General features: G+C 71.5%; 23 protein-coding genes. 15 read left to right on the top strand and 8 right to left on the bottom strand.

Annotation, left to right across the window (positions count from 1 at the left end; genetic code table 11):
- Positions 1–53: 53 nt before the first annotated feature.
- A complete protein-coding gene (locus tag ACFWXC_RS32030) occupies positions 54–779 on the top strand; it encodes a response regulator transcription factor (RefSeq protein ID WP_384483953.1) in 726 nt (241 codons plus the stop codon).
- On the opposite strand, the gene ACFWXC_RS32025 is transcribed toward ACFWXC_RS32030, so the two are convergent.
- Both ACFWXC_RS32025 and ACFWXC_RS32020 read right to left on the bottom strand, forming a co-directional pair.
- Positions 769–2,556: an ABC transporter ATP-binding protein gene (locus ACFWXC_RS32025; protein WP_384483951.1), complete on the bottom strand. Its 1,788-nt coding sequence runs from the start codon at positions 2,554–2,556 to the stop codon at positions 769–771. The two genes, ACFWXC_RS32030 and ACFWXC_RS32025, sit on opposite strands and share 11 nt — an antisense overlap.
- A gap of 726 nt (positions 2,557–3,282) precedes the next feature.
- Positions 3,283–5,079, bottom strand: a complete 1,797-nt coding sequence (locus tag ACFWXC_RS32020; RefSeq protein WP_384483949.1) for a bifunctional metallophosphatase/5'-nucleotidase — start codon at positions 5,077–5,079, stop codon at positions 3,283–3,285.
- Positions 5,080–5,248: 169 nt separating this feature from the next.
- On the opposite strand from ACFWXC_RS32020, the gene mshD reads away from it, so the two are divergent.
- The gene (gene mshD, locus ACFWXC_RS32015; RefSeq protein ID WP_384483947.1) at positions 5,249–6,178 is read left to right on the top strand and encodes a mycothiol synthase; all 930 of its coding nucleotides are present in this window, start codon (positions 5,249–5,251) and stop codon (positions 6,176–6,178) included.
- 87 nt (positions 6,179–6,265) lie between these two features.
- On the opposite strand, the gene ACFWXC_RS32010 is transcribed toward mshD, so the two are convergent.
- From ACFWXC_RS32010 to ACFWXC_RS31995, 4 genes are read right to left on the bottom strand one after another with little or no spacing between them, the layout of a single operon-like run.
- Positions 6,266–7,801: an ABC transporter permease gene (locus ACFWXC_RS32010; protein ID WP_384483945.1), complete on the bottom strand. Its 1,536-nt coding sequence runs from the start codon at positions 7,799–7,801 to the stop codon at positions 6,266–6,268.
- On the bottom strand, positions 7,798–8,661 hold the full coding sequence (locus tag ACFWXC_RS32005; RefSeq protein WP_384483943.1) for an ABC transporter ATP-binding protein: 864 nt from the start codon (positions 8,659–8,661) through the stop codon (positions 7,798–7,800). The genes ACFWXC_RS32010 and ACFWXC_RS32005 overlap by 4 nt, the downstream gene beginning before the upstream one ends.
- Before the next feature lie 30 nt (positions 8,662–8,691).
- Complete coding sequence (locus tag ACFWXC_RS32000; protein WP_384483941.1) at positions 8,692–9,501, bottom strand: zf-HC2 domain-containing protein; 810 nt, start codon at positions 9,499–9,501, stop codon at positions 8,692–8,694.
- Complete coding sequence (locus ACFWXC_RS31995; protein ID WP_351747072.1) at positions 9,498–10,040, bottom strand: RNA polymerase sigma factor; 543 nt, start codon at positions 10,038–10,040, stop codon at positions 9,498–9,500. The genes ACFWXC_RS32000 and ACFWXC_RS31995 overlap by 4 nt, the downstream gene beginning before the upstream one ends.
- 134 nt (positions 10,041–10,174) lie before the next feature.
- Between ACFWXC_RS31995 and ACFWXC_RS31990 the strand changes: the two genes are divergently transcribed.
- From ACFWXC_RS31990 to ACFWXC_RS31945, 10 genes are all read left to right on the top strand, one after another.
- Positions 10,175–10,582: a GntR family transcriptional regulator gene (locus ACFWXC_RS31990; protein ID WP_384483939.1), complete on the top strand. Its 408-nt coding sequence runs from the start codon at positions 10,175–10,177 to the stop codon at positions 10,580–10,582.
- Entirely contained in the window at positions 10,579–11,457 is an 879-nt protein-coding gene (locus tag ACFWXC_RS31985) for an ABC transporter ATP-binding protein (RefSeq protein ID WP_384483937.1), read from the top strand. The genes ACFWXC_RS31990 and ACFWXC_RS31985 overlap by 4 nt, the downstream gene beginning before the upstream one ends.
- The gene (locus ACFWXC_RS31980) at positions 11,454–12,362 is read left to right on the top strand and encodes an ABC transporter permease (protein WP_384483935.1); all 909 of its coding nucleotides are present in this window, start codon (positions 11,454–11,456) and stop codon (positions 12,360–12,362) included. The genes ACFWXC_RS31985 and ACFWXC_RS31980 overlap by 4 nt, the downstream gene beginning before the upstream one ends.
- Positions 12,362–13,153, top strand: coding sequence for a hypothetical protein (locus tag ACFWXC_RS31975; protein ID WP_384483933.1), 792 nt, complete (start codon positions 12,362–12,364; stop codon positions 13,151–13,153). Before ACFWXC_RS31980 ends, ACFWXC_RS31975 begins: the two co-directional genes overlap by 1 nt.
- A 196-nt stretch (positions 13,154–13,349) precedes the next feature.
- Entirely contained in the window at positions 13,350–15,707 is a 2,358-nt protein-coding gene (locus ACFWXC_RS31970; protein WP_384483931.1) for an RNA degradosome polyphosphate kinase, read from the top strand.
- A complete protein-coding gene (locus ACFWXC_RS31965) occupies positions 15,688–16,710 on the top strand; it encodes a CHAD domain-containing protein (RefSeq protein ID WP_384483929.1) in 1,023 nt (340 codons plus the stop codon). Before ACFWXC_RS31970 ends, ACFWXC_RS31965 begins: the two co-directional genes overlap by 20 nt.
- Entirely contained in the window at positions 16,707–17,123 is a 417-nt protein-coding gene (locus ACFWXC_RS31960; protein WP_384483927.1) for an NUDIX hydrolase, read from the top strand. Before ACFWXC_RS31965 ends, ACFWXC_RS31960 begins: the two co-directional genes overlap by 4 nt.
- A gap of 167 nt (positions 17,124–17,290) precedes the next feature.
- Entirely contained in the window at positions 17,291–18,214 is a 924-nt protein-coding gene (locus ACFWXC_RS31955) for a S41 family peptidase (RefSeq protein ID WP_384483925.1), read from the top strand.
- A 376-nt stretch (positions 18,215–18,590) separates the two neighbouring features.
- Positions 18,591–19,445 (top strand): hypothetical protein, encoded by an 855-nt coding sequence (locus ACFWXC_RS31950; RefSeq protein ID WP_384483923.1) that lies wholly within the window; start codon positions 18,591–18,593, stop codon positions 19,443–19,445.
- A 104-nt stretch (positions 19,446–19,549) separates the two neighbouring features.
- Positions 19,550–19,717 carry a hypothetical protein gene (locus tag ACFWXC_RS31945; RefSeq protein WP_351747093.1) on the top strand — a complete coding sequence of 56 codons (168 nt, stop codon included), beginning with the start codon at positions 19,550–19,552 and terminating at the stop codon, positions 19,715–19,717.
- A gap of 75 nt (positions 19,718–19,792) precedes the next feature.
- Here ACFWXC_RS31945 and ACFWXC_RS31940 read toward each other — a convergent pair whose 3' ends face one another.
- Positions 19,793–20,131: a metal-sensitive transcriptional regulator gene (locus tag ACFWXC_RS31940; RefSeq protein ID WP_351708846.1), complete on the bottom strand. Its 339-nt coding sequence runs from the start codon at positions 20,129–20,131 to the stop codon at positions 19,793–19,795.
- 197 nt (positions 20,132–20,328) lie between these two features.
- On the opposite strand from ACFWXC_RS31940, the gene ACFWXC_RS31935 reads away from it, so the two are divergent.
- The 3 genes from ACFWXC_RS31935 to ACFWXC_RS31925 all read left to right on the top strand — a co-directional run bounded on the left by ACFWXC_RS31935 (position 20,329) and on the right by ACFWXC_RS31925 (position 23,342).
- A complete protein-coding gene (locus ACFWXC_RS31935; protein WP_351708843.1) occupies positions 20,329–20,949 on the top strand; it encodes a DUF47 family protein in 621 nt (206 codons plus the stop codon).
- Between the two features lie 7 nt (positions 20,950–20,956).
- Positions 20,957–21,955, top strand: coding sequence for an anion permease (locus ACFWXC_RS31930; protein ID WP_384483920.1), 999 nt, complete (start codon positions 20,957–20,959; stop codon positions 21,953–21,955).
- A gap of 487 nt (positions 21,956–22,442) precedes the next feature.
- Complete coding sequence (locus ACFWXC_RS31925) at positions 22,443–23,342, top strand: hypothetical protein (protein WP_384483918.1); 900 nt, start codon at positions 22,443–22,445, stop codon at positions 23,340–23,342.
- A gap of 127 nt (positions 23,343–23,469) precedes the next feature.
- Here the strand turns inward: ACFWXC_RS31925 and pstB are convergent, their stop codons facing one another.
- Positions 23,470–24,246 carry a phosphate ABC transporter ATP-binding protein PstB gene (gene pstB, locus ACFWXC_RS31920; RefSeq protein ID WP_384483916.1) on the bottom strand — a complete coding sequence of 259 codons (777 nt, stop codon included), beginning with the start codon at positions 24,244–24,246 and terminating at the stop codon, positions 23,470–23,472.

Below are 24,246 nucleotides of genomic sequence, written 5' to 3'. Positions count from 1 at the left end.
CAGGCACATCCCTGGCCCAGGTCTCTCACAGCGCCTCGTCACACTTTTGTCGGATGGCGAGTCAACTGGCGAGGAAGATTTTGCTGGCCGACGACGACGCGGCCGTGCGGGACGGGATCGGCCGGCTGCTCAGGTTCGAGGGGTACGAGACGCTCCTCGCCGGGGACGGCAGAGTGGCCCTCGATCTCCTCGGGGCCCCGGAGTGCAAGCCGGACCTGGTGCTGATGGACGTCGAGATGCCGGAGCTGGACGGGCTGGCGGCCACCCGGCGGATCCGGGCCTCCGGGTCCACCGTGCCGATCCTGATGATCACCGGGCGGAACGCGGTGGGAGACCGCATCGTCGCCCTCGACAACGGCGCGGACGGATACCTGGCCAAGCCCTTCGCACCCGAGGAACTCCTCGCCCGGGTACGGGCGTTGCTGCGGCGCAGTCCGCGGCGGGAGACGGTGCCGGCCCCGGCCGGGAACCGGTTCCTCGACCATGACGACGTCTCGATGGATCTGCGGAGCCGGACCGTGCGCCGCGGGGACCGGGCGCTGGATCTGACCAGGACCGAGTACGCGCTGCTGGAGTTCCTGCTGCGGCACCCGGGGCGGGTGCTCAGCCGGGAGCGGATCCTGCGGGACGTGTGGGGGTTCGAGTTCGAGCCGGCCTCCAACACGCTGGACGTCTACATCATGTACCTGCGGCGGAAACTGGAGAGCCGCGGCGAACCGCGGCTCATCCACACCGTGCGCGGGACGGGGTACACGCTCAGGAGCGGTGCTACCACCTGAGGATCATCGTCTCGTCCGGGGCCGACGCCGGCGCCGCCGCGACGGCCTCGGGGAGCGGATGGGCCAGGGCGGCGTAGGCGCCGTCGCGGGCGAGGAGTTCGGCGTGTGTGCCCGCCTCCACCAGGCGGCCGTGGTCGACGACCAGGATGCGGTCGGCGTCGGGGGCGAGGGTGAGGTCGTGCGTGATCATGATGGTCGTCCGGCCCGCCATCAGCCGGCGCAGCGGGGTGACCACCTGGCGGGCGGCGATCGCGTCGAGGCCCGCCGTCGGCTCGTCGAGGACGAGGACCGGGGCGGCGCGCAGCATCGCGCGGGCGATGGCGATCCGCTGGAGCTGACCGCCGGAGAGGGCGGCCGTGCCGGGGGCGATGTGGGTGTCGTAGCCCTCGGGGAGCGCGGTGACGAAGTCGTGCGCGGCGGCGTCCCGGGCCGCCTGCTCGATCTCCGTGTCGGTCGCGCCCGGCCGCCCGCACCCGATGTTCTCGCGGACCGTGCCGTTGAGGATCAGCGTCTGCTGCGGGAGCAGGGCGACGTTCTCGCGGAGGAACTCCAGGGGTACGTCGGTGAGCGGGACGCCGTCCAGGCAGATCACGCCGGCCGAGGGGTCGTAGAAGCGGGTGAGGAGCTTGGACAGGGTGGACTTGCCGGCGCCGCTCTTGCCGGTGACCAGGACCAGTTCGCCGGGTCCTGCCGCGAAGTCGACGTCGCGGAGGGAGGCGCGGCGGGACTCCGGGTAGCGGAAGGAGACGTTGTGGAAGCTGACCCAGCCGCGCACCGGCCAGGGGCCGACCGGCCGGGCGGGGTCGGTGACGGCGGGTTCGGCGTCCAGGATCTCGCCGATGCGCTCCGCGCCCGCGGTGGCCGCGGTGAGGGTGAGGCCGAGCTGGCCGAGGTTGCGGACCGGCGGGTACAGGTAGCCGAGGAAGGCGGCGAAGGCGAGGAGCTGGCCGAGGGTCATCCGGTCGGCGGAGATCTCCCAGACGCCCAGGCCGATCACGGCGAGCACGCAGAGGGTCTCGACGACCTCGACGAACTGCGCGTACATCTCGCTGAGCCGCGCGCCGCGCACGCTCGCCCGCATCCAGGCGCGGGCCTCGACGTCGAGGCGCTTCTCCTCGTCCCGGCGGCGGTTGTACGCCTGGGTGAGGACGACGTTGCCGAGGGACTCCTCGACCACGGAGGTGATGGCGCCGTCGGCGACCCGCTCGTCCTGGGAGGCCGTTCTGATCCGGCCGGAGAAGCGGCGGGCGGCGAGCAGGAACAGGGGCGCGAGGACGAAGGTGACCAGGGCCAGGTCCCAGCGCAGCCAGAAGGCGGCGGCCGCGTAGAAGACGGCGGAGAAGGCGGCGGCGACGGTGCCGACGACACCGGAGACGACCATCTGCTCGATGGCCTCGACGTCACCGGTGAGGCGCTCCACCAGGTCGCCCTGGCGGTGCCGCTGGAAGAAGTGCGGCGGCAGGTCCTGGACGTGCCGGAAGACCTTGGCGCGCAGGCGCAGCACGAATCGCTCGGCGGTCCAGGTGGCCAGTGAGTTGCCGAGGTAGCCGACGAACGCGCCGAGTGCGGCGACGCCCAGCCAGGCGCCGGCCGGACCCCAGAAGGCGGAGAGCGAACCGGCCTTGAGGGCGTTGTCGGTGAGGTCGGCGAAGAGCAGGATCGCGGCGGTCTCGGCGAGCGCGGCCACCACCACGCAGGCGATGATCGCGCCGAGCCACCTGCGGTCGCCGCGGGTCAGCGGCCAGAAGCGGCGGAAGGCCACCCGGGCTTCTCTCATGGTCGACAACTCCCTTCAGAGGTATCGGTGGGGGGTACCGGGCCAGGTCCGGGCGGACATGGCCGAGGCGGGACCACCGGTCGCGACCACGCTTGACCGGTGACCCCGCCTCGCCGCGTGCCTCAGTGCTGGTCGCCGACCGGGCGGCGCTTGGGGGCCGGCTTCTTCGGCGCGGGCTTCTTGGGGGCCGGGGCCGGCTTGTGGTTCTTCTTGACGGGGACGATCTTGTGGAAGCTCATGGTGCTGTTCCTCTCGGTCGTGGCCTCTGCCGGGGCCTCTGTCGTGGTTCTGCAACAGTTCTTCTACCGCCCTGCTGCAATGACCTGTGAATTGATTTGAATTACGTCTGTAAATTCTTTGTCAGCGCTGGTCGCCGATCGGGCGACGCTTCGGAGCCGGCTTCTTCGGCGCGGGCTTCTTGGGGGCCGGAGCGGGCTTGTGGTTCTTCTTGACCGGGGCGATCTTGTGGAAGCTCATGCTGTTCTCCTTCGTTCTGTCGTCTGCGCCGTTCGCTTTCGACATGGAAAACATTACGTGATCCGCGAACCGAAGAAAGCCATTTTCACTTAGACCTGGATGAATTGCGGCTGAGATGAATTTTCAGGAGCAACGCGGAACCAAACACCGCCTCACACAGGTTTTATAAACTCACACAGGTTTTATAAAACAGAACGGGCCCGGTGCACGCGGGTGCGCGCACCGGGCCCGAGGGCTGGTGTGGGGTGGCTACTGCACGATCGTGATCCGGCCCGTGGCCGGGGGCGCGATCGGGGCCGTGGCCGAGGAGTTGGCCGTCAGGTACTCCGCCAGGGCCGACAGGTCGTCGGTGCCGACCAGGTCGCCGGTGCCCTGGCCGAGGGTGGTGAAGCCGTCGCCGCCGCCCGCGAGGAAGGAGTTGGTGGCGACGCGGTAGGTGGCCGCCGGGTCGATGGCGGTGCCGTTGAGGCGGATGGAGTCGGTGACGACCCGGTCCGCGCCGGTCTTCGTGAGGTCCAGGGTGTAGGTGAGGTTCTTCGACGGCTGGAGGATCTTCGGGGCCGCCGCGTTGCCGCCGCTCACCTGCTCCTTGAGGACCTGGATGACCTGGGCCCCGGTGAAGTCCTGGAGGTTGACGGTGTTGGCGAACGGCTGGACCGTGAAGCCCTCGGCGTAGGTCACCACGCCGTCGCCCTCGCTCCCCTTGGCCGCGTACGTCAGTCCGGCCCGCACCCCGCCCGGGTTCATCAGGGCCAGGTCGGTCTCCGGGTCCAGCTCCTTGCCGTACGCGAACTGGGCGTCGGCGATCAGGTCGCCCATCGGGGACTCGGTGCCGGTGCTGTTGACGTCGGCGGAGATGTAGCCGATGGCGCGGTTGCCGATCGGGGCGGCGAGGGTGTTCCACTTGCCGATCAGCGCGGTCAGGTCGGGCGCCTTGGCGACGTCCCGGGTGACCACATGGTTCGCCGACTTCACGGCCGTCCGCGCGATGTCGCCGGTGCGGCGGTCGTACGTCAGGGTGGTGTCGGTGTAGAGGCGGCCGAAGGAGGCGGCCGAGGTGACCATGCGGGGGTTGCCGGCCGGGTCGTCGATCGTGCAGACGTACGCGGTGTGGGTGTGCCCGGTGACGAGCGCGTCCACGGCCGGCGTCACGTTCTTCGCGATGTCGACGATCGGCCCGGAGATGCCGCTGCCGGCGCCCGCGGAGTCGCAGTCGTAGTTGTAGTTGGACGAGGCCGGGAAGCCGCCCTCGTGCACCAGCGCCACGATCGACTGGACGCCCTGGCGCTGGAGCACCTTGGCGTACTTGTTGATCGTCTCGACCTCGTCCTTGAAGGCCAGCCCCTTGACGCCGTCGGCGGAGACGATGCCGGGCGTGCCCTCCAGGGTGACGCCGATGAAGCCGATCTTGACGTCCTTCTTCTTCCAGACCCAGTACGGCTTCAGGATCGGCTTGTCCGTCTTGTCGTCGAGGACGTTGGCGGCCAGGTAGGGGAAGTCGGCGCCCTTGAACTTCTTGTCGGTGTAGCACCCGTCGGTGGGGTGGCAGCCGCCGTTCTGGAGGCGCGCGAGCTCCCTGGCGCCCTCGTCGAACTCGTGGTTGCCGACCGTCGTCACGTCCAGGTCGAGCTTGTTGAGCGCCTCGATGGTGGGCTCGTCGTGGAAGAGCCCGGAGATCAGCGGGGAGGCGCCGACCATGTCACCGCCGGCGGCCGTGACGGAGTACGGGTTGCCCTTGCGGGCCTGGCGCAGGTGGGTCGCGAGGTACTCGACACCGCCCGCGTCGATCGTCTTGGTCGTCCCGTCGGCCTGGGTTTCGGTGACCCGGCCGGAGGAGCCGGCCGGCGGCTCCAGGTTGCCGTGCAGGTCGTTGAAGGAGAGGAGCTGGACGTCCTGGTAGCGGCTGGAGCCGTGGTGCCCGTGCCCCTTGCCGGTGTGCGCGTCGGCCGGCAGCGCGCCGGCCAGCGCGGCGGCGGTGGCGAGCCCGGCGGCGGACGCGAGCACCGCGTACGCACGGCGTCTGGACGGTCTGGGCTTCGCTTGCATGGAACCCCCCTGTGGGTCTGCTGAGAAGTGGCCCGATTCCGGCGCAGCCTAGGGTCAACGCGCGTAGCGCAACAGGGGGTTCATGGTTACATCCTGGTTGCCTTTTGCCCCGCCCTTTACCTTCGCCCTTGCCCCCACTTTGTCCGTCAGGACCCGTACCCTCGTACGCATGACCAGCGACGACACCGCACGGCCGCCCATGTACTCCCGCTCCATCGACACCTACTCCGCGCTCGCCCCGGACCAGGCCGAGGCCGTGCTGGGGCTGCTGGCGGAGGCGGCCCGTTCCGACGGCCAGCAGCCGGTGTCCGAGCAGGGCCGCATTCAGATCCGCGGCGGCGCCCGCGAGGGCGTCTCCCATCTGCTGCTCACCGTCGGCGACGAACTCGTGGGCTACGCCCAGCTGGAGGACACCGACCCGGTGGAGGCACCGGCCGCGGAGCTCGTCGTCCACCCCGCCCACCGGGGCCACGGCCACGGCCGCGCCCTCGGCTCCGCCCTCCTCGCGGCCTCCGGCAAGCGGCTGCGCGTCTGGGCCCACGGCGGCCACTCGGCGGCCCGTCACCTCGCCCAGGTCCTCGGCCTCACCCTGTTCCGCGAACTGCGCCAGATGCGCCGCCCGTTGACGGACCTGGACCTGCCCGACCCGAAGCTCCCCGAGGGCGTGACGGTCCGCGCCTTCGTCCCGGGCCAGGACGACACGGCCTGGCTCGCCGTGAACGCGGCCGCCTTCGCCCACCACCCCGAACAGGGCTCGCTCACCCAGCGCGACCTGGACGACCGCAAGTCCCAGTCCTGGTTCGACCCGGCCGGTTTCTTCCTGGCCGAGCGCGCGGGCGAACTCGTCGGCTTCCACTGGACGAAGGTCCACGCCCAGGAAGGCCTGGGCGAGGTCTACGTGCTCGGCGTCTCCCCCGCCGCCCAGGGCGGCGGCCTCGGCAAGTCCCTCACCACCATCGGCCTGCGCCATCTGTCCGACCTGGGCCTGCCGACGGCGATGCTCTACGTCGACGCCGACAACACGGCGGCGGTGGCGGTCTACGAACGCCTGGGCTTCACGACCCACGAGACGGACCTGATGTACCGGACGGAGACGTGAGGACCGGGCAGGGCTGAAGGCAGGGCAGGCAGCCGGGGAGGGAGACTCCAGCCGGCCGCCCTCCCGCCGGTCGGAGGGGGACCCCGGTCAGCCCTCCCCGCAGTCGTCCGCCCCCTTCGGGACCGTCACGCCGAGCAGCCGGGCCGCCTCCGCGGCGGTCGTCCGTGCCGATGTCAGTTCCGCCCAGTGGGCCTTCACCCGGGCCGCGATCGTGTCGTGCGGTGCGCGGAGCAGTTCGCGTACGACCTGGGTCTCCTGGGCCGAGACGCTCATGCTGCCGCCGTCCGAGGTGAGGACCGCGGCCGGGCCGGTGAGGCTGTCGTCGATGCGGAGGCGGCGGAAGGTGTCCGTCGGGGTGGGGTCGGTGGCGAGGGCCAGCCACATCGTCGTGACCGCCCGGGCGTCGCACATCTCGAAGGACGCCTGTTCGCTGCCCGCCACGAGGACCCTGGCGACCCCGACCGCGAACTCGGGGACCCGGTTGCCGCCCCACTGGGTGCCGACCGTGACCGTGCCCCGGGTCGGACTGGACGGCAGGGTGGCGTCCGTGGTCAGGTCGGTGACCGCCTCGATGCGCTGGCGGACGGTGAGACGGGTGGTCGCGGCCTCGCCGCCCGCCTCCGACCGCACCCGGTGCACCACTCCCGCCCAGTCGACCGTCCAGCCCTTCCAGTCGGGGTAGGCGCAGTACCGGGAGCCGTCGCGCTCGGCGCACACCTGGAACTTCTGCGGGCTGTCCGCCTCCGCCGTGCGCGCGGCCCGCAGCGCGGCGGAGTCGCCCGGGGCCTGCCCGGCCGCGCCGGCCACCGTGGCGGCCAGGGCCAGGACCGTCACGGCCTTGAGCGCGCGCGTCCGGCCGCCGGCCACCAGCACCGCGACGCCCGCCGCCAGCACCGTCAGACCGGTCAGGTACAGCGCGTGCCAGCCCGCCGGCCGGCCCAGCAGTTCGCCCGGGACGGGGGTGCCGCCGTTCTCGATCACCGCCGGCCAGAGCCACTGGACGCCGTGCACACCGCCCGTGATCCCGCCGACGAGGCTGACCACGACCGCCAGGAGGACCACGAACAGCAGCGGGACCGCCGGGTACGGCAGGACCCGGGCCAGGAGCACCCCGACCGCCCCGGAGAGCAGCACCGTCAGCGGGGCGACGGCCAGTTCGGCGAGCGAGCCGTGTCCGACCGCGCCCGGCCGCAGCGCCGCCCAGCCGAACTGGACGCCCACCACCAGGGCCACACCCGCGGCGAACGGCACCACCGACAGGGCGTGCGCCAGCGTGCGCCGCGGCACCGACATGACCAGCACCGAGAACTGCTCCTCCAGCCCGCGCCGCCGGTTCAGCAGCACCGCCCGGTTCACGCACACCAGCAGGGCGATGCAGAGCAGCACCGGGCCGCCCTGGGTGGCCCGGTCGGCGTCGTGCAGGACCGGGTAGGCGTCCATACCCTCGTCCCGGCCGAACAACTCGTAGCCGACGAAGACGAGATAGAGAAGGGAGAAGACCAGCATCGGTATCTGCAGGGCCAGTTGGCGGGCCTCGAAGAGCGCCAGGGCCAGCACCGACGCGCTGCGGCGGCTGTTCTCGGGCGCCACCGGCACCTCCGGCTTCACGAGCGTCGTCGTCATGCCGCCGCCACCTCCGTGGTCTCGTCGTCGAGAACGAGCAGGTAGCCGTCCTCCAGGGTCGGTTCGAGCAGGTCGGCGCGGGCCGGCGGGTCGCCGACGTTGCGGAAGGCGCCGGTGCCGGTGCGCCAGCCCGCCCGGGCGCCCGGGGCGCGTTCGGTACTGCTCCACACCCGGCCGGCCGCCCGCGCCGTCAGCTCGGCGGGGGTGCCGTCGAAGCGGACCCGGCCGCCCGCCAGGACGATCACGTGATGGCAGAGCATCGCCACGTCCTCGGTCTGGTGGGTGGAGAGCAGCACCGTGCGGCCCTCCCCCGCCTCCGCGATCAACTCCCGGAACCGCATGCGCTGTTCGGGGTCCAGGTGGACGGTCGGCTCGTCCAGGACCAGGAAGCCGGGGTCCCCGACGAGGGCCGCCGCCAGGGCGACCCGCTGGCGCATCCCGCCGGACAGCCGCTTGATGCGCAGGCCGCGTACGTCCGCGAGCCCGACCTGGTCCAAGACGCGCCGCACCTCGCGGTGGCGTTCGGCCCGGCCGGTCAGCTCCTTGAGTACGGCCACGTAGTCGACGAACTCGAAGGCCGTGAAGTCCGGGTGGAACCCGGGGGTCTGGGGCAGGTAGCCGAGCGTGCGGCGGACGGCCAGGCGGCCCGCCTGCGCCGACGGGTCCTCGCCGCGGACCGTGAAGCCGCCGCTGTCCGGCGGCACGGCCGTGGCCAGGACCTTCAGCAGGGTGGTCTTGCCGGCGCCGTTCGGGCCCAGCAGGCCCGTCACGCCGTCCGTCAGGCGCAGGGAGACGCCGTCCAGGGCCCGGGTGCCGCCGTAGCGCACGGTGAGGCCTGCGGCGGAGACAGTGGTGTTCACGTAAGGGCTCCAGCGATCAGGATCAGCAGGTCAGAAGGGCTTGGCGTCGAAGCGGTCGCGCGCCTGGTGCAGCAGGAAGGTCGCCAGCGCGGCCAGTGCCGCGGCCACCGACTGTCCCGCCGTCGTGAACGCGACCGGCGTGTCCGCGGGGTGCAGCGCGGCCATCGCCATCAGCAGCGTCCAGGCGCCGCCGACCAGGCCGGGGCCCAGCAGCGGGCCCAGCCGGGCGGAGAGCGCGAGACCGGCCGCGGTGAGCGCGAGGGCCGGCAGCAGCCAGCCGAAGGCGAGCAGCCCGTAGCCCGGGAGGGCCAGCGCGGCCAGGCAGTTGAGACCGAGGGAGGCGGTCAGCGCGGCGACCGTGCGGATCATCAGCAGCCGGAAGCCGTGCGTCGGGGCGACCGCGGCGATCTCGTGGACGGGGTCGAGGGCCGGTCCGTACGACAGCGCCACCGCGGCCAGCGGGAGCAGCGGGGCCAGTGCCAGGAACAGGGCCGGGGCGTCCACCTCGTGCACCACCAGCACCGTCGCCGCCAGCACGAACACGACCGACGCCAGCCAGGAACGGCTCAGCACCGGGGTCGCGGTGAGCAGCCGTGCGGTGTGCTCGGCGACCCCGAGGCGGGTCAGCAGCCGTTCGCCCAACCTGGGCCGGGGCGCGTCCAGTTCGGCGTCCAGGCGGTCCCAGCCGGCGTCCAGCGCGACCGGGTCGGACACCGACGCGAGCACCTCCCGGCAGAGTGCGCAGGAGCCGACGTGGGTGTCGGCCGACCACAGCAGCGGCGCCGCCAGCTCGCCGCGCGCGTAGGCCCGTAGATCCTCTTCGGCAACATGCCAGGTCATGCCAACTCCTCCCGCAGCTGCTTGCGGGCCCGCATCGCCCGTGTCTTGACCGTCCCCGGCGGGATGCCGAGCAGGACGGCCGCCTCCCGGGTGGTCAGCCCGTCGATCACCGTCGCCTGGAGCACCGCCCGCAGCTCCGGCGAGAGCCGGACCAGGGCCCCGGCGAGGTCCCCGTGCTCCACCCCCGCGAGCACGCGTTCCTCCGCCGAGGCCTCGTCCCGGTGCCGCAGCCGCGCCAGCGCCTGCCGCAGCCGGCCCCGGGCGCCGTCGCCGCGCAGCGCGTCGACCAGCCGCCGTGACCCGATCCGCCACAGCCAGCCGGCGGCGTCACCCTCCTCGTGGTAGCGGGCGCTGCCCCGCCAGACCGCGAGGAACGTCTCCTGCACGACGTCGTCGACGACCGCGGGATCCGCGCACCGGCCGCGCAGCCGCGCGGTCAGCCACGGCGCGTACCGCCGGTACAGCTCCTCGAAGGCGCGCCGGTCGGAGTCCGCCGCGATCGCCCGCAGCAGCTCCCCGTCGCTTCTCGTTCCGCTCACGTCTCCTCATCGCACGAGCCCGGCCGATCGGTTCACGGACTCGGGGGCCGGTCCGGAAATCTTCCGGGATTGACTTTCGGCCCACCCTTGCACCACCCTTTCACTACTCAATTAGTGAAAGGGTGGTTGTACGGGTGGTCGAGTACCGCATCGACCGGCGCTCCGGCGTCGCCACCTACGTCCAGATAGTCCAGCAGACCAAGCAGGCCCTGCGGCTGGGCCATCTGCGGCCGGGGGACAAACTGCCCACCGCGCGCGAGGTGGTCGAGGCCACCGCCATCAACCCCAACACCGTGCTCAAGGCCTACCGGGAGCTGGAGCGGGAGGGCCTGGTGGAGGCCCGGCGCGGCCTCGGCACGTTCGTGAAACGCGCCCTGGGCACCGCACCGGCCGAGTCCCCCCTGCACGGGGAGCTGGACGACTGGGCCGTCCGGGCCCGTGCGTCCGGCCTGGACCGGGACGACGTGGCCGCACTCTTCACCGCCGTACTCGAAACACACTTCGCCGTCGACGAAAAGCACCTGCAAGGAGAGAGTTCATGACCGACACCGCGATAGCGGCGTCCGCGCTCGGCAAGCGCTTCGGCCGGCGCGGGGGCTGGGCGCTGCGCGAGTGCAGCTTCCGGCTGCCGGCCGGCCGGGTGTGTGCCGTGGTGGGCCCCAACGGGGCGGGCAAGTCCACGCTCCTCGCCCTCGCCGCCGGTCTGCTGGGCCCGACCGAGGGCGAGCTGACCGTCCTCGGCGCCACCCCGGCCGAGGCACGCGGCCGGGTCGGTTACGTCGCCCAGGACAAGCCGCTGTACCCGCAGCTCACGGTCGCCGAGACGCTCCAAATGGGCGCCGACCTCAACCCGGAGCGCTGGGACGCGGGCGCCGCCGAGCACGTCGTGGCCGGCGGCGGTCTGGACCCGAAGTCCCGCATCCGTTCGCTCTCCGGCGGCCAGCGCACCCGGGTCGCGCTCGCCCTGGCGCTCGGCAAGCGGCCCGAACTGCTGCTCCTGGACGAGCCGATGGCCGACCTGGACCCGCTGGCCCGGCACGAGCTGATGGCCCTGCTGATGGTGGAGGCCGCCCAGCACGGCACCACCATCGCGATGTCCTCGCACGTGGTCGCCGAACTGGAGGACTCCTGCGACCACCTGCTGCTGATCGGCGGCGGCCGGGTCCGGCTGGCCGGCGAGATCGACGACCTGCTCGCCGCCCACACCCGGATCGGCACCGACGCCGACGCCGACCTCGCCCCGCACACCGTCGTGGACTCCCGGACCACCGGCCGGCAGCTCAGCGCCCTGATCCGCCCGGCGGGCCCGCTGCCCGCCGACTGGCGCACCGGCGCCCCCTCCCTGGAGGAGCTGGTCCTCGCCCATCTCCGCAACCCCGAAGCCCCGGTCCTGACCGCCGCGGAGGCCGCCGTATGACCACCATCGCCCTGACCGCACCGACCGCACCGGGCCGGCCGCGCCTGACCCGCTGGCTGCTGCGCCTGCACCGCCCCGCGCTGTCCGTCTGGGCGGCCCTCGTCCTCGTGACCGCCGCCCTGCTCCTGCTCCTGCACGGCCCGCTGGCCGACGCGGCGGCCGACGCCTGGCACCAGTACGACAGCTGCACGGACTGGCGGAACTGTTCGTACGACCAGAACGCGATCCTGCGCTACAAGGACTGGTACACCTACGCCACCCTGGCCGTGGCCGCGGTACCCCTCCTGGCGGCCGGCTGGGCGGGCGGCGCGTTCGGCAAGGAGCTGGAGTCCGGCACCGCCCGGCTGGCCTGGACCCAGTCCAGCACCCCGGTGCGCTGGCTGGCCGTCCGGCTCGCGGTACCGGCCGCCGCCGTCGCCGCCGGGACCGCGCTGCTGGTCTGGCTGCACCATCTGGCCTGGGCCGCGGGCAACGGCCGTATCGACACCGCCAAGCAGTGGTACGACGTCTGGACCTTCCACACCAACGGCCCCACCCTCGTCGCCCTGGCCCTGTGCGGCCTGGCCGCGGGCGCGCTGGCGGGCCTGCTGTCCCGCCGCACGCTGCCCGCCCTGGGCCTCGGCCTGCTCGTCACCGGCGTGGTCTGGGTCGCCGCCCAGCTGCTCATGCCCCTCCTGTGGCCGACGAGGACCAGCACCGGAAAGGCCTTCTTCGCCCTCCCCAACAGCTCCTGGACGGTGCGGACGGGCAAGCACGCCGACGTCCCCTACGGCGACTACCACCCCGCCTCGCACTACTGGCCGCTCCAGCTGACCACCACCGCCCTGCTCCTCGCCGTGGCCGCGCTGCTGACCCTGGGCTGCTTCCTGGCGCTGCGCCGCCTGACCGGAAAGACGACCGCCTGATGACCGCCCTGTCCCCCGCGGCCGGTACCGCCCCCGGTCCTGCGGCCGCCCAGCGCTCCCTGCGCCGGCTGCACCGCCCGGCACTGCTCGTCTGGACCGCGTTCGGGCTGCTGGTGACGGGCTGGCTGCTCTGGCTGCACTTCTCCAGGGTGCCCGCCGAGCGGGCCTGCCTGGGCTTCCGCTACTCCGCCGACGGCAACCTCCCCACCTGCGGCTACTCGGCGTTCACGGACGCCAACAACGTCTTCAACTTCCTCGGCGAGGCCCTCGGCTACTCCGCCGTCGCCGTCGCCGCCTGGGCGGGCGGCGCGCTGATCGGCCGGGAGCTGGAGTCCGGGACCGCCAAGCTGGCCTGGACCCAGTCGGTCTCCCCGGCCCGCTGGCTGGCCGGGAAGCTGATCGCCGCCGCCGTACCGCTGCTCGCCGGGGGCGGACTGCTGGCCCTTGTCTTCGGCTGGGTGTGGACCTCGGACAAGGATGACCTGGTCACCAACTGGACCTGGGACCGCGTCTTCATCCCCCGCGGCCCGCTGCTGCCGGCCCTGCTGCTGCTCGGCCTCGCCGTCGGCGCGCTCGCCGGGATCGCCCTGCGCCGCACCCTGCCCGCGCTGGCCGTGGCCGCCGCCGTGACCCTGGTGATCAGGCTGTATCTGCGTGCGGCGTGGAAGCCGCTGGACGGCCCCCTGCACGGCTTCTGGGCCCTCCACCTCACGGCCACCGCCATGGTGCTCGCCCTCGCCGCGGCGGCCGTCGTCGGCGCGTTTTCCCTCTTGCGCCACCGGACCCGCTGAGGAACCGTCGGACCCGTGCGTCCCCCTGTCGGCGGAAGGGCGTACGGGATCCGTGGGAAGGTCGTACACGAACGTCGCTTTCGTGATCCCGAACGGCGCCGCGGCCTGATCTTCGACGTCCGCGAGCCTCCCGCAGCTATCCCATACGCCATGTCTTCGTAACCATTGGTTCAGGCTGTCTTGCGACGCTCAGCCAATGAAGCCCGCCGTGCCAGAGCCCTCGCCGCCCCTTCGCGGGTTCGCGGGAAACGGGGTCGTTCAGCTCCCGCCCGCACGTTCCGACGCGCCTGTCACGCCCCGGGCGCGGAAGAATGGGGTCATGAGTCAGCAGAACGCCCAGGCAGCCGAGGTCCAGCACGCACAGCCCTCCGTAGGCTCCATAGCCGCGCACCGCCCGCACACCGTGGCCGCCGCGGTCTCCGACCTCGAACCCGACATCGATGCCGACCTCGACGCCTACGAGGAGTCACCGTACGACGGGCCCCAACTGCCCCAGGGACGCTTCCTCGACCGGGAGCGCAGCTGGCTCGCGTTCAACGAGCGGGTGCTCGAACTCGCCGAGGACCCGAACACGCCACTGCTGGAGCGGGCCAACTTCCTGGCGATCTTCGCGAGCAACCTGGACGAGTTCTTCATGGTCCGGGTGGCAGGGCTGAAGCGCCGTATCGCCACCGGCGTGGCCACGCGGTCCGCCTCCGGCCTCCAGCCCCGCGAGGTGCTGGAGATGATCTGGGCCCGCTCCCGTGAGCTGATGGCCCGGCACGCCGCCTGCTACCACGAGGACATCGCCCCCTCGCTCGCGGAGGAGGGCATCCACCTGGTCCGCTGGGCCGAGCTGACCGAGAAGGAGCAGGCGCGGCTCTTCACGCTCTTCCGGCACCAGATCTTCCCGGTCCTGACCCCGCTGGCGGTCGACCCGGCGCACCCCTTCCCGTACATCTCCGGCCTCTCCCTGAACCTGGCCGTGGTCGTACGCAACCCCGTCAGCGGCCACAAGCACTTCGCCCGGGTCAAGGTGCCGCCGTCGCTGTCCCGCTTCCTGGAGAGCAGCCCGGGCCGGTACGTCCCCATCGAGGACGTCATCGGCGCCCACCTGGAGGAGCTCTTCCCGGGCATGGAGGTCGTGGAGCACCACGCCTTCCGCCTCACCCGGAACGAGGACCTGGAGGTCGAGGAGGACGACGCCGAGAACCTGCTCCAGGCCCTGGAGAAGGAACTCATGCGCCGCCGCTTCGGGCCGCCGGTGCGCCTGGAGGTCGAGGAGTCCATCGACCGCGAGGTCCTCGACCTGCTGGTCCGCGAGCTGAAGGTCTCCGAGGCCGAGGTCTACCCGCTGCCCGGACCGCTCGACCTGACCGGCCTGTTCCGCATCCACCGTCTGGACCGGCCGGAGCTGAAGTACCGCAAGTTCATCGCGGGCACCCACCGCGATCTCGCCGAGGTCGAGTCGGCGTCCGCGCCCGACATCTTCGCGGCCCTGCGCGAGCGGGACGTCCTGCTGCACCACCCGTACGACAGCTTCTCCACCTCCGTGCAGGCCTTCATCGAGCAGGCCGCCGAGGACCCGGACGTCCTCGCCATCAAGCAGACCCTGTACCGCACCTCCGGCGACTCCCCGATCGTCAACGCGCTCGTCGACGCCGCCGAGGCCGGCAAGCAGGTCCTCGTCCTGGTCGAGATCAAGGCCCGCTTCGACGAGCACGCCAACATCAAGTGGGCCAAGCGCCTGGAAGAGGCCGGCTGCCACGTCGTCTACGGCCTGGTCGGCCTGAAGACGCACTGCAAGCTGTCCCTGGTGGTCCGCCAGGAGGGCGAGACACTCCGCCGCTACAGCCACGTCGGCACCGGCAACTACCACCCGAAGACGGCGCGGCTCTACGAGGACCTCGGCCTGCTCACCGCCGACACCCAGGTCGGCGCGGACCTGTCCGACCTGTTCAACCGGCTCTCCGGCTACTCGCGCCGGGAGACCTACCGCCGCCTGCTGGTGGCACCCAAGTCGCTGCGCGACGGACTGATCGCGCGGATCAACAAGGAAGTACAGCACCACCGGGCCGGCCGTCCCGCGTTCATCCGCATCAAGGTCAACTCGATGGTCGACGAAGCGATCATCGACGCCCTGTACCGCGCGTCCATGGCGGGCGTACCGGTCGACATCTGGGTCCGCGGCATCTGCGCGATCCGGCCGGGCGTCGCGGGCCTGTCGGAGAACGTCCGGGTCCGCTCGATCCTCGGCCGCTTCCTGGAACACTCCCGGGTCTTCGCCTTCGGCAACGGCGGCGAGCCCGAGGTGTGGATAGGCAGCGCCGACATGATGCACCGCAACCTCGACCGCCGGATAGAGGCCTTGGTCCGGGTCACCGACCCGGCCCACCGGGCCGCGCTCACCCGGCTCTTCGAAACCGGTATGTCCGACTCCACCTCCTCCTGGCACCTGGGTGCGGACGGTGAGTGGACCCGGCACGCGACCGACGCGGACGGACAGCCCCTGCGCAACATCCAGGAGATGCTCATAGACGCCCGGAGGCGCCGGCGTGGCACAGCAACACCTTGAACCGACGGACCCGACGGCCCTGGTGGTGACCGGGGACGCCCTCGCGGGCTACCTGCGCGCCCAGGCCACGGAGTTCCTCCGCGCGCTGCGCCTGCACCGGGAGACCGGGACGGCGAGCGCGGCGGAGGAGTCCGTCGACGCGGCCCGCGCGCTGCGCCGCTCGGCCCGGCGCATCAGCGGCAGCCTGCACACCTTCCGCCCCCTGCTCGAGACCGACTGGTCGGAGGAGATCCGCCCCGAACTGGCTTGGCTGTCGGGCACGTTGGGGCTTGAGCACGCCTACGAGGCAAGACTGGAGCGCCTGTTGCTGGCCCTCCACCGGCTCTCCGGCTCGACGACCCTGCCGAGCCAGGCCACTTCGGAGGCCACGCCCGAACGCGGCAACCTCACCGTCGGCGCGGCCAAGGCGGGCGCCCTCCTCGACCGCCAGCTCACCCTCGCCCGGACCAGGGCCCACTCCACGGCCCTCCAGGCGCTCGGCTCCTCCCGCTTCCACGCGGTCGCCGACAAGGTCGCGGTGCTGGCCAGCGAGGTCCCGCTCACCCCCGCGGCGCCCACCACCGTCCTGCGCCCGCTCGCCGCGGCGGCCGAGGAACGCCTCACCGACGCCATCGCGGCCCTCCCTCTGGTCACCGCCGGCCACCCCTACAACGCGGAGGCCCTGGTCCACGGCCTGTCCCCGGACCCGGCCCCGCACCCCCAGGACGGCCCCTGGCACCAGGTCCGCCTCCTGCTGCGCCTGCACCGCTACGCCCGTGAGGTGCTGTGCGGCGAGGGCGCGCCCGTGGACGTACGGCTGTTCTCGGCGGGCCAGGCCCTGAACCGGCACCGCGACGCCTCCGAAGCGGCGGCGGCCGCCGCGGCCGCCGCCCGCACCCCGCGTATCGCCCCGGCGACCGCCTACGCCCTCGGCGTCCTCCACGCCGACCAGCGGCACGAGGTGGAGGCGGCCCGGTTCGCGTTCCAGCAGGCGTGGCAGAAACAGCGGCTGGAGGCGGTGTGAACGACGCCCCGGTCCTGGCGGCCGGCTGCATCCTGTGGCGCCGCTCGCCGGTGGACGGGGACCTGGAGGTCTGCCTCGTCCACCGCCCCAAGTACGACGACTGGTCCCACCCGAAGGGCAAGCTCAAGCGCGGCGAGGACGCGATCACGGGCGCCCTGCGCGAGGTGGCCGAGGAGACCGGCTACACGGCTCTCCCCGGCAACGAACTCTCCACGGCGCACTACTACGCCAACGACCGCCCCAAGCAGGTCCGTTACTGGTCCGGAGAAGCAACAGAGGGTCACTTCACCCCGAACCACGAGGTGGACAGGATCCTCTGGCTCCGCCCGCCGGAGGCCCGGCAACGGCTCACCCAGCCGAGAGACGCCGAGTTGGTGGACGAACTGCTGGCCTCGCTGCACAACACCCCTTAGCCGTCAGGGCGGTTGACGGCCGGGTTAGTGTTGCCCATGGTCGCGGGGCTGGGGGATGGATGAGACGGGGACCGTCGCTGCGTCTGGCCGTGTGCGCCGGACTGGTGGGTGTGCTTGTCGCGGGGACCGGATGCACGGACCGCTCGGACAGGACAGCGGGTCCGGCCATGTCGGTCGCGGCCCGGTCCTACCTGACGAGGGTGCTGGACATCATGGAGAGGAACGCGCTCGTCCGCCATGAGGTCGACTGGGAAAAGACACGCCGCCAGGCCTTCGCGCAGGCCGGGGACGCACAGAAGCCGTCGGACACCTACGACACGATTCGCTTCGTCCTCCGGGAAGTAGGCCATGGGCACAGTTCCTTCTTCGACCCCCAGCAGGTCGAAGAGGCGCTCAAGGCTTCGCCCGACGCTTCCTTCCGGGGGCCGGAGGGCAGATCGCTGGGAGATCACGTCGGTTACGTCTCGATCCCCGCTGTCAACGGATCTGACGCGTTGTACGAGCGGTACGTGCGGCAAGGCCGCGCGGCGGTGGCGAAGGCCGACCGCACGGGGGCCTGCGGCTGGGTCGTGGACCTTCGCCAAAACCACGGCGGGAACATGTGGCCGATGCTCGCGGTCGCGGGCCCGATCCTGGGGGACGGCAAGGTCGGCATGTTCGTGGATTCCGACGGCAAGACCTCTCCGTGGACGATCCGGAACGGCAACCCGCGCGAGAACGGCACACCCCACACCTGGGGAGACAGCACTTCCGTGGCCGACGCCCACGCCCCGGTCGCGGTCCTGACCGACGGGATAACCGCCAGCTCGGGCGAGGCCGTGCTGGTCGCCTTCCGGGGACGGCCGCGGACGCGGTCGTTCGGTGAGGACACCTTCGGCGTCCCCACCGGCAAGAACGACCATCGCCTGTCCGACGGCGCCGTGCTGGGGCTCGCCGAGATCAGGGACGCGGACCGTACCGGCCGGAGCTACGACGGGCCGATCCCGCCCGACGAGGAGATCCCCACCCGGGGGCTCGGGAGCGGAACCCACACCGACCAGGTTCTGCAGGCAGCGAAGAAGTGGCTGGTCAAGCAGGCCGCGTGTCGGTGAGACCGGCCGTCAGGGGGTGGCCCTCGTGGAAAGGTCCGTCGATGGCGCGGACCGCCGGGCCGTAGTCACCGTACGGCCGCCGCTCACCCCTCGGCTCTGTGTCCTGCCCCGTCCGTCCGCGCGAGGCTTCTCGCCCTGCGCGCCGGTCCCCGCCACCCGCACGTGCACCGGGCGTAGCAGAACGGCCCGTGCTCCACCAGGCTCGTATCGTGCTTCTGCCCCTGCAAGCCCCGCTCGGAACCGTCCTTCTCCACCACCCTGACAACGTTACCCACGCTCGGTAAAGAGCTGGTGTGCGTGACGGCCCCACCTACCCCTCGTTAAGCGGAACGACAGGGGGCCCGTGACGGACGTACCGGCTGGGGGTAGGCAGGCGATGGATCGGCGGCAGCACAGGCGCGCTGGAAAAACGGCCGTCACCGTAGGACTCTTGGTCGGCCTCGGCGCATGCGCCACCGCCTGCGGCGGCGCCACCGCCGAAGGCGCGGGCGGCGACCCCGGCGACAACACGGTCACCGTCCTCAAGCGCGCGGCGGACACCCTGCGCGCCGCCGCCACCTCCAGAGCGACGACGTCGATGGAGATGGCGACCGGCGGCACCCGGGTCACCATCCGCGGCAAGGGCCGCTACGACTACCGCAACCAGCTCGGCGAACTCACGGTCGTCCTCCCGCAGGACCCCGCCGGCACCCCCGAGCACCGCCCGATCACCGAACTCCTCGCCCCGGGCGCGCTGTTCATGAAGAACAGGGGCGCCGGGGTGCCCTCCGACAAATGGGTCCGCGTGGAGACCGCGAGCCTCTCCGACGGCAACCTGGTCACCGGCGGCGTGACCGACCCGTTCGCCGCGGCCGAGCTGCTCCTCGGCACCCGCACCGCGGACTACCTGGGCAAGACCGAGGTCGCCGGGGCCGAGGTCCGGCACTACCGGGGCACCGCCGACCTCGCGGCCGCCGCCCGCGCCGCGTCCGCCGGCAACCGGCAGGCCCTCGCCGCCGCGGCGAAAGGGTTCGCCACGGCCGAGGTTCCGTTCGACGCGTATCTCGACCACCAGGGCCGGATCCGCAAGCTGCGGCAGCGGTTCAGCTTCGTCAACGACAGCAGCAAGGGCACGGTCGCGGTCGCCTCGACGACCCTGCTGTACGACTTCGGCACTCCGGTGGACGTAAAGTTGCCGCGTTCCCGGGACATCTACGCGGGCCGGATCGCCGAAAACCAGCCAGCGCACTAGTCCGGGAACGGCTCTGTACAACCTGTGAACTAGCCCGTCCGTGCCATGCGCGTTGTGTAGACCGCTCCCTACTCTAGGAAGTCGGTGACGGCAGAGAAGAGGTGATGCACGTGGCTCCGGTCGGCGGTACGGCAGTTCAGGACCACGTGGCCCTCGCCGAGATCGAGCTGTGCGGAGAGCTGATCATCGCGGCGTCGGCCGCCGAGGAGCGGCTCAGCCTGGAGAGCATCGACGAGGTGCTGCGCGTGGCCGAGGAGCGCGAGGACGGCTGACTTCGGCCAGGTCCGCACGTCAGCGTCCGCGGACCGGGTCCGCCGGTTCAGGTCCGCCGGTTCAGGTCCGCCGGTTCAGGTCCGCAGCAGCCGGGCGATGGCCTGGGTGGCCTCTTCCACCTTCGCGTCGATCTCCGTACCACCCTTGACGGCGGCGTCGGCGACGCAGTGCCGCAGGTGTTCCTCGAGGAGTTGCAGGGCGAAGGACTGCAGGGCCTTGGTGGAGGCGGAGACCTGGGTGAGTATGTCGATGCAGTAGGTGTCCTCGTCGACCATGCGCTGCAGCCCGCGGATCTGGCCCTCGATCCGGCGCAGCCGTTTGAGGTGTTCGTCCTTCTGTTTGTGGTAACCGTGCGTGGTCGCCGGAGCCCCGTTTCCGGAGGGCTTCGTGGCGCCGGCCTCGGTGGTCGTCATCGCGTCCTCCGCATTGCCGATACATATACCCCTAGTGGGTATATGGTAACGAACTTTGCTGGGTATAGGGCCCTCGGGACGCCCCCGTACTGATCACCATGCCCGATGGGCGACACTGGAGGACGGCCCATTAGCCGTGGCCGGATGATGCGCCTAGCATCAGCCTGACCGAAACCCATGCATACCGAGGACCCCACGTGCGCTTTCGTCTGACCCCCAGGGAGACGAGCTTCTACGACATGTTCGCCGCGTCCGCGGACAACATCGTCACGGGCTCGAAACTCCTGATGGAACTGCTCGGGGCGGACGCGTCTGCCCGGGCCGAGATCGCAGAGCGTATGCGGGCAGCGGAACACGCGGGTGACGACGCCACGCACGCGATCTTCCACCAGTTGAACTCCTCGTTCATCACGCCCTTCGACCGCGAGGACATCTACTCCCTCGCGTCCTCCCTCGACGACATCATGGACTTCATGGAGGAGGCCGTCGACCTGGTCGTCCTCTACAACGTCGAGGAGCTGCCGAAGGGCGTCGAGCAGCAGATCGAGGTGCTGGCGCGGGCCGCCGACCTGACCGCCGAGGCGATGCCCAACCTGCGCACGATGGAGAACCTCACCGAGTACTGGATCGAGGTCAACCGCCTGGAGAACCAGGCCGACCAGATCCACCGCAAGCTTCTCGCCCACCTCTTCAACGGCAAGTACGACGCGATCGAGGTGCTGAAGCTCAAGCAGATCGTGGACGTCCTGGAAGAGGCGGCGGACGCGTTCGAGCACGTGGCGAACACGGTGGAGACCATCGCCGTCAAGGAGTCCTGAAGCGTCGATGGACACCTTCGCGCTCGTCGTGACCATCCTGGTCGCGCTCTTCTTCACGTACACGAACGGCTTCCACGACTCGGCGAACGCGATCGCGACGTCCGTGTCGACGCGTGCGCTCACCCCGCGGGCGGCGCTCGCCATGGCCGCGGTGATGAACCTGGCCGGCGCGTTCTTCGGCACCGGGGTCGCCAAGACCGTCAGCGAGGGCCTGATCGAGACGCCCGAGGGCTCCAAGGGCATGGGCATCCTCTTCGCGGCACTGGTCGGCGCGATCGTCTGGAACCTCGTCACCTGGTACTTCGGCCTGCCCTCGTCCTCCTCCCACGCACTGTTCGGCGGCCTGGTGGGCGCGGCCCTGGCCGGCGGCACGGAGGTCCTCTGGAACGGCGTTCTCGACAAGATCATCATCCCGATGTTCCTGTCGCCGGTGGTCGGCCTGATCCTCGGCTACCTGGTCATGACGGCCATCATGTGGCTGTTCCGCCGGGCCAACCCGCACAAGGCGAAGCACGGCTTCCGCATAGCGCAGACCGTCTCCGCGGCCGGCATGGCCCTCGGTCACGGCCTCCAGGACGCCCAGAAGACGATGGGCGTCGTCTTCATGGCACTGGTGATTTCCGGCCATGCGTCGTACGGCGACTCGATCCCGGTCTGGGTCAAGATCATCTGCGCGGTGATGCTCTCCCTGGGCACCTACGCGGGCGGCTGGCGCATCATGCGCACGCTGGGCCGCAAGATCATCGAGCTGGACCCCCCGCAGGGCTTCGCGGCCGAGGCGACGGGTGCGTCGATCATGTTCACCACGGCGTTCCTCTTCAAGGCGCCGATCTCCACGACCCACGTCATCACCTCGGCCATCATGGGCGTCGGCGCGACGAAGCGCGTGAACGCGGTCCGCTGGGGCGTGGCCAAGAACATCGTCCTGGGCTGGTTCATCACGATGCCGGCGGCGGCCCTGGTGGCAGCGGCGGCCTTCGGCCTCGTACACCTGGCATTCCTGTAGCGCCCACCACCGCCCCGCCGCCCCTCAACTCCCCGGCGCCCACACCCCGCGCCCACCGACCTCCCCCCTCACCCTGCGCTCCGGCGTGCCCGCTCCTCGCCCTCCGCCCTCCGACCTGCGCCCCTCGGCCCTGCGCTCGGGTTTCCCTCGCCCCCACCTCTCACCCCTCGCCCCTCGCTCTGCGCCCTGCGCCCTGCGCCCGCCGACCTCACCCCTCACCTTCCGCTCTGGCCTGCCCGCCCTCAGCCCTCCGACCTGCGCCCCTCGCCCTGCGCTCGGGTCTCCCTCGCCCCACCCTCCGACCTGCCCCCGTCCCCCCGGCCCCCCGGCCCCCCCATCTCTCCGACGTGCGCCCCTCGCCCCGTCGTGGGGCTCTCCTTCGGGGGTTCGGTGTGATCATGGCTGGTGGGAAGTCGTGCGACCTGTGCGGCTTTGGAACGGGAGCAGTGAGGCTTCGGTGGGTCTGAGGGCAGGGACGATTCATGTCATGGCCGGCAACGGCCTCGGAGACTTCGTGGCCGCGGCGATGGCGCGGCGGCCGGACGCGGCGGAGCGGGTGCCGACCGTCGTGCTCGTCGGCGCCGAGGGCAAGGCCGTGCGCGAGCCGGCCGGCGGCGAGGAGGGCGTCGTACGCCTCACCCCCGCTCTGCTCGGCACGCTCCCGCAGGACCTGGACTGGGTCCGGGCGGCGTACGAGGCGCCCGTCGAGCTGGTGCTGGTGGATCAGGAGCTGCCGACCGCCGCCGTCCTCGACGTGCTGGCCGCGCTCCGGCGGGAGCTCGGCGACCCGGTGGTCGAGGTGGTGTCCGTCGGCGGACCGTTCCGGTGTTCCTGCGGGTCGGCGGTGCGGTTGATGCCGCCCGGCCCCGCCGGGGACGCCGTGCAGGCGCTGCTCGCGCCGCTGGAGCACTTCACCGTCTGCCTGGTGGGGTGCGGGTCGGCCGGGGACTACTGGGCGTTCGTGTCCGGGCTGACCTCGGCCGAGGGGACGCGGGTCGAGGAGGGCGTCGCCCGGGAGTTCGGCACGTGTGTCGTGCACGACTGCTCGGACGCCCTGGCGCTGGTCTGCGCGGCGGCGCTGGGCTTCGAGGGCGACGTGGCGACCTTTCCGGACGGGGAGATCGCGCCGGTGGACCGGAGTGCGGCCGCGGTGGTCCGGTTCGCCGCGGCGGACGAGCCCCTCGCCCTGGTGCCCCACAAGTGCGCCCCCGAGCCGGCGCCCGGGCGGCCGTACCCGGGCGAAACCGGCGGCCGGCCGGACGCGGTGACCTGGCGGCGGCTGGCGCAGACCATGGGGCTGACCGGCCCCCGGGTGGTCGAGCAGGCTGTGGACAAGCTGCTGGGGTCGGGAGCGGAACCGGTCGTCTTCCCCGTCCACAGGATGTGAACAAAGGTGTGACCACCGCCCCGCCGCCGGAACACGCGGACGGGCCCGCCCCCGGGAGCCAGGGGCGGGCCCTTTTGCATCCTCGCGGTGGCACCGCCATGCAGCACCGCGAGGGGTCGGTTCCGGCTCAGCCGAAGCGGCCGGAGATGTAGTCCTCGGTCGCCTGGACCGACGGGTTGGAGAAGATGCGCTCCGTGTCGTCGATCTCGATCAGCCGGCCGGGCTGGCCGACGGCGGCCAGGTTGAAGAAGGCGGTGCGGTCGGAGACACGCGCGGCCTGCTGCATATTGTGCGTCACGATGACGATCGTGAAGCGCTCCTTGAGCTCACCGATCAGGTCCTCGATGGCGAGGGTGGAGATCGGGTCGAGGGCGGAGCAGGGCTCGTCCATGAGCAGCACCTTCGGCTCGACCGCGATCGCGCGGGCGATGCACAGACGCTGCTGCTGACCACCGGAGAGGCCGGAGCCCGGCCTGTTCAGGCGGTCCTTGACCTCGTTCCAGAGGTTCGCGCCCTTGAGCGACTTCTCGACGACGTCGTTGAGCTGGCTCTTCTTGTAGTTGCCGTTCAGCTTCAGACCCGCGGCCACGTTGTCGAAGATCGACATCGTGGGGAAGGGGTTCGGACGCTGGAACACCATGCCGATCTCACGGCGCACCGACACGGGGTCGATACCGGCGCCGTAGAGGTTCTCGTCGTCCAGGAGGACCTTGCCCTCGACGCGGCCGCCGGGAGTGACCTCGTGCATGCGGTTGAGCGTGCGCAGGAACGTCGACTTGCCGCAGCCGGAGGGGCCGATGAACGCCGTGACGGTGCGCGGCTCGATGTTCATCGAGATGTCTTCGATGGCCTTGTGGGAGCCGTAGTAGGCGGTGAGCCCGCTTACGTCGATTCGCTTGGACAT

This window comes from Streptomyces sp. NPDC058683 (assembly GCF_042716195.1).
Lineage (GTDB): Bacteria > Actinomycetota > Actinomycetes > Streptomycetales > Streptomycetaceae > Streptomyces.
Note: the sequence above shows the minus strand (reverse complement) of the source record. Positions and strands in the feature narration are given on the sequence as shown.

Excerpts from the sequence above, each read along its gene's own strand:
- ACFWXC_RS32030 (WP_384483953.1), top strand. The coding sequence starts at position 54 with ATGGCGAGTCAACTGGCGAGGAAGATTTTGCTGGCCGACGACGACGCG.
- ACFWXC_RS32025 (WP_384483951.1), bottom strand. The coding sequence starts at position 2,556 with ATGAGAGAAGCCCGGGTGGCCTTCCGCCGCTTCTGGCCGCTGACCCGC.
- ACFWXC_RS32020 (WP_384483949.1), bottom strand. The coding sequence starts at position 5,079 with ATGCAAGCGAAGCCCAGACCGTCCAGACGCCGTGCGTACGCGGTGCTC.
- mshD (WP_384483947.1), top strand. The coding sequence starts at position 5,249 with ATGACCAGCGACGACACCGCACGGCCGCCCATGTACTCCCGCTCCATC.
- ACFWXC_RS32010 (WP_384483945.1), bottom strand. The coding sequence starts at position 7,801 with ATGACGACGACGCTCGTGAAGCCGGAGGTGCCGGTGGCGCCCGAGAAC.
- ACFWXC_RS32000 (WP_384483941.1), bottom strand. The coding sequence starts at position 9,501 with ATGACCTGGCATGTTGCCGAAGAGGATCTACGGGCCTACGCGCGCGGC.
- ACFWXC_RS31985 (WP_384483937.1), top strand. The coding sequence starts at position 10,579 with ATGACCGACACCGCGATAGCGGCGTCCGCGCTCGGCAAGCGCTTCGGC.
- ACFWXC_RS31980 (WP_384483935.1), top strand. The coding sequence starts at position 11,454 with ATGACCACCATCGCCCTGACCGCACCGACCGCACCGGGCCGGCCGCGC.
- ACFWXC_RS31975 (WP_384483933.1), top strand. The coding sequence starts at position 12,362 with ATGACCGCCCTGTCCCCCGCGGCCGGTACCGCCCCCGGTCCTGCGGCC.
- ACFWXC_RS31970 (WP_384483931.1), top strand. The coding sequence starts at position 13,350 with ATGAAGCCCGCCGTGCCAGAGCCCTCGCCGCCCCTTCGCGGGTTCGCG.
- ACFWXC_RS31955 (WP_384483925.1), top strand. The coding sequence starts at position 17,291 with ATGTCGGTCGCGGCCCGGTCCTACCTGACGAGGGTGCTGGACATCATG.
- ACFWXC_RS31950 (WP_384483923.1), top strand. The coding sequence starts at position 18,591 with ATGGATCGGCGGCAGCACAGGCGCGCTGGAAAAACGGCCGTCACCGTA.
- ACFWXC_RS31945 (WP_351747093.1), top strand. The coding sequence starts at position 19,550 with ATGCACGTGGCTCCGGTCGGCGGTACGGCAGTTCAGGACCACGTGGCC.
- ACFWXC_RS31940 (WP_351708846.1), bottom strand. The coding sequence starts at position 20,131 with ATGACGACCACCGAGGCCGGCGCCACGAAGCCCTCCGGAAACGGGGCT.
- ACFWXC_RS31930 (WP_384483920.1), top strand. The coding sequence starts at position 20,957 with ATGGACACCTTCGCGCTCGTCGTGACCATCCTGGTCGCGCTCTTCTTC.
- ACFWXC_RS31925 (WP_384483918.1), top strand. The coding sequence starts at position 22,443 with ATGGCCGGCAACGGCCTCGGAGACTTCGTGGCCGCGGCGATGGCGCGG.
- pstB (WP_384483916.1), bottom strand. The coding sequence starts at position 24,246 with ATGTCCAAGCGAATCGACGTAAGCGGGCTCACCGCCTACTACGGCTCC.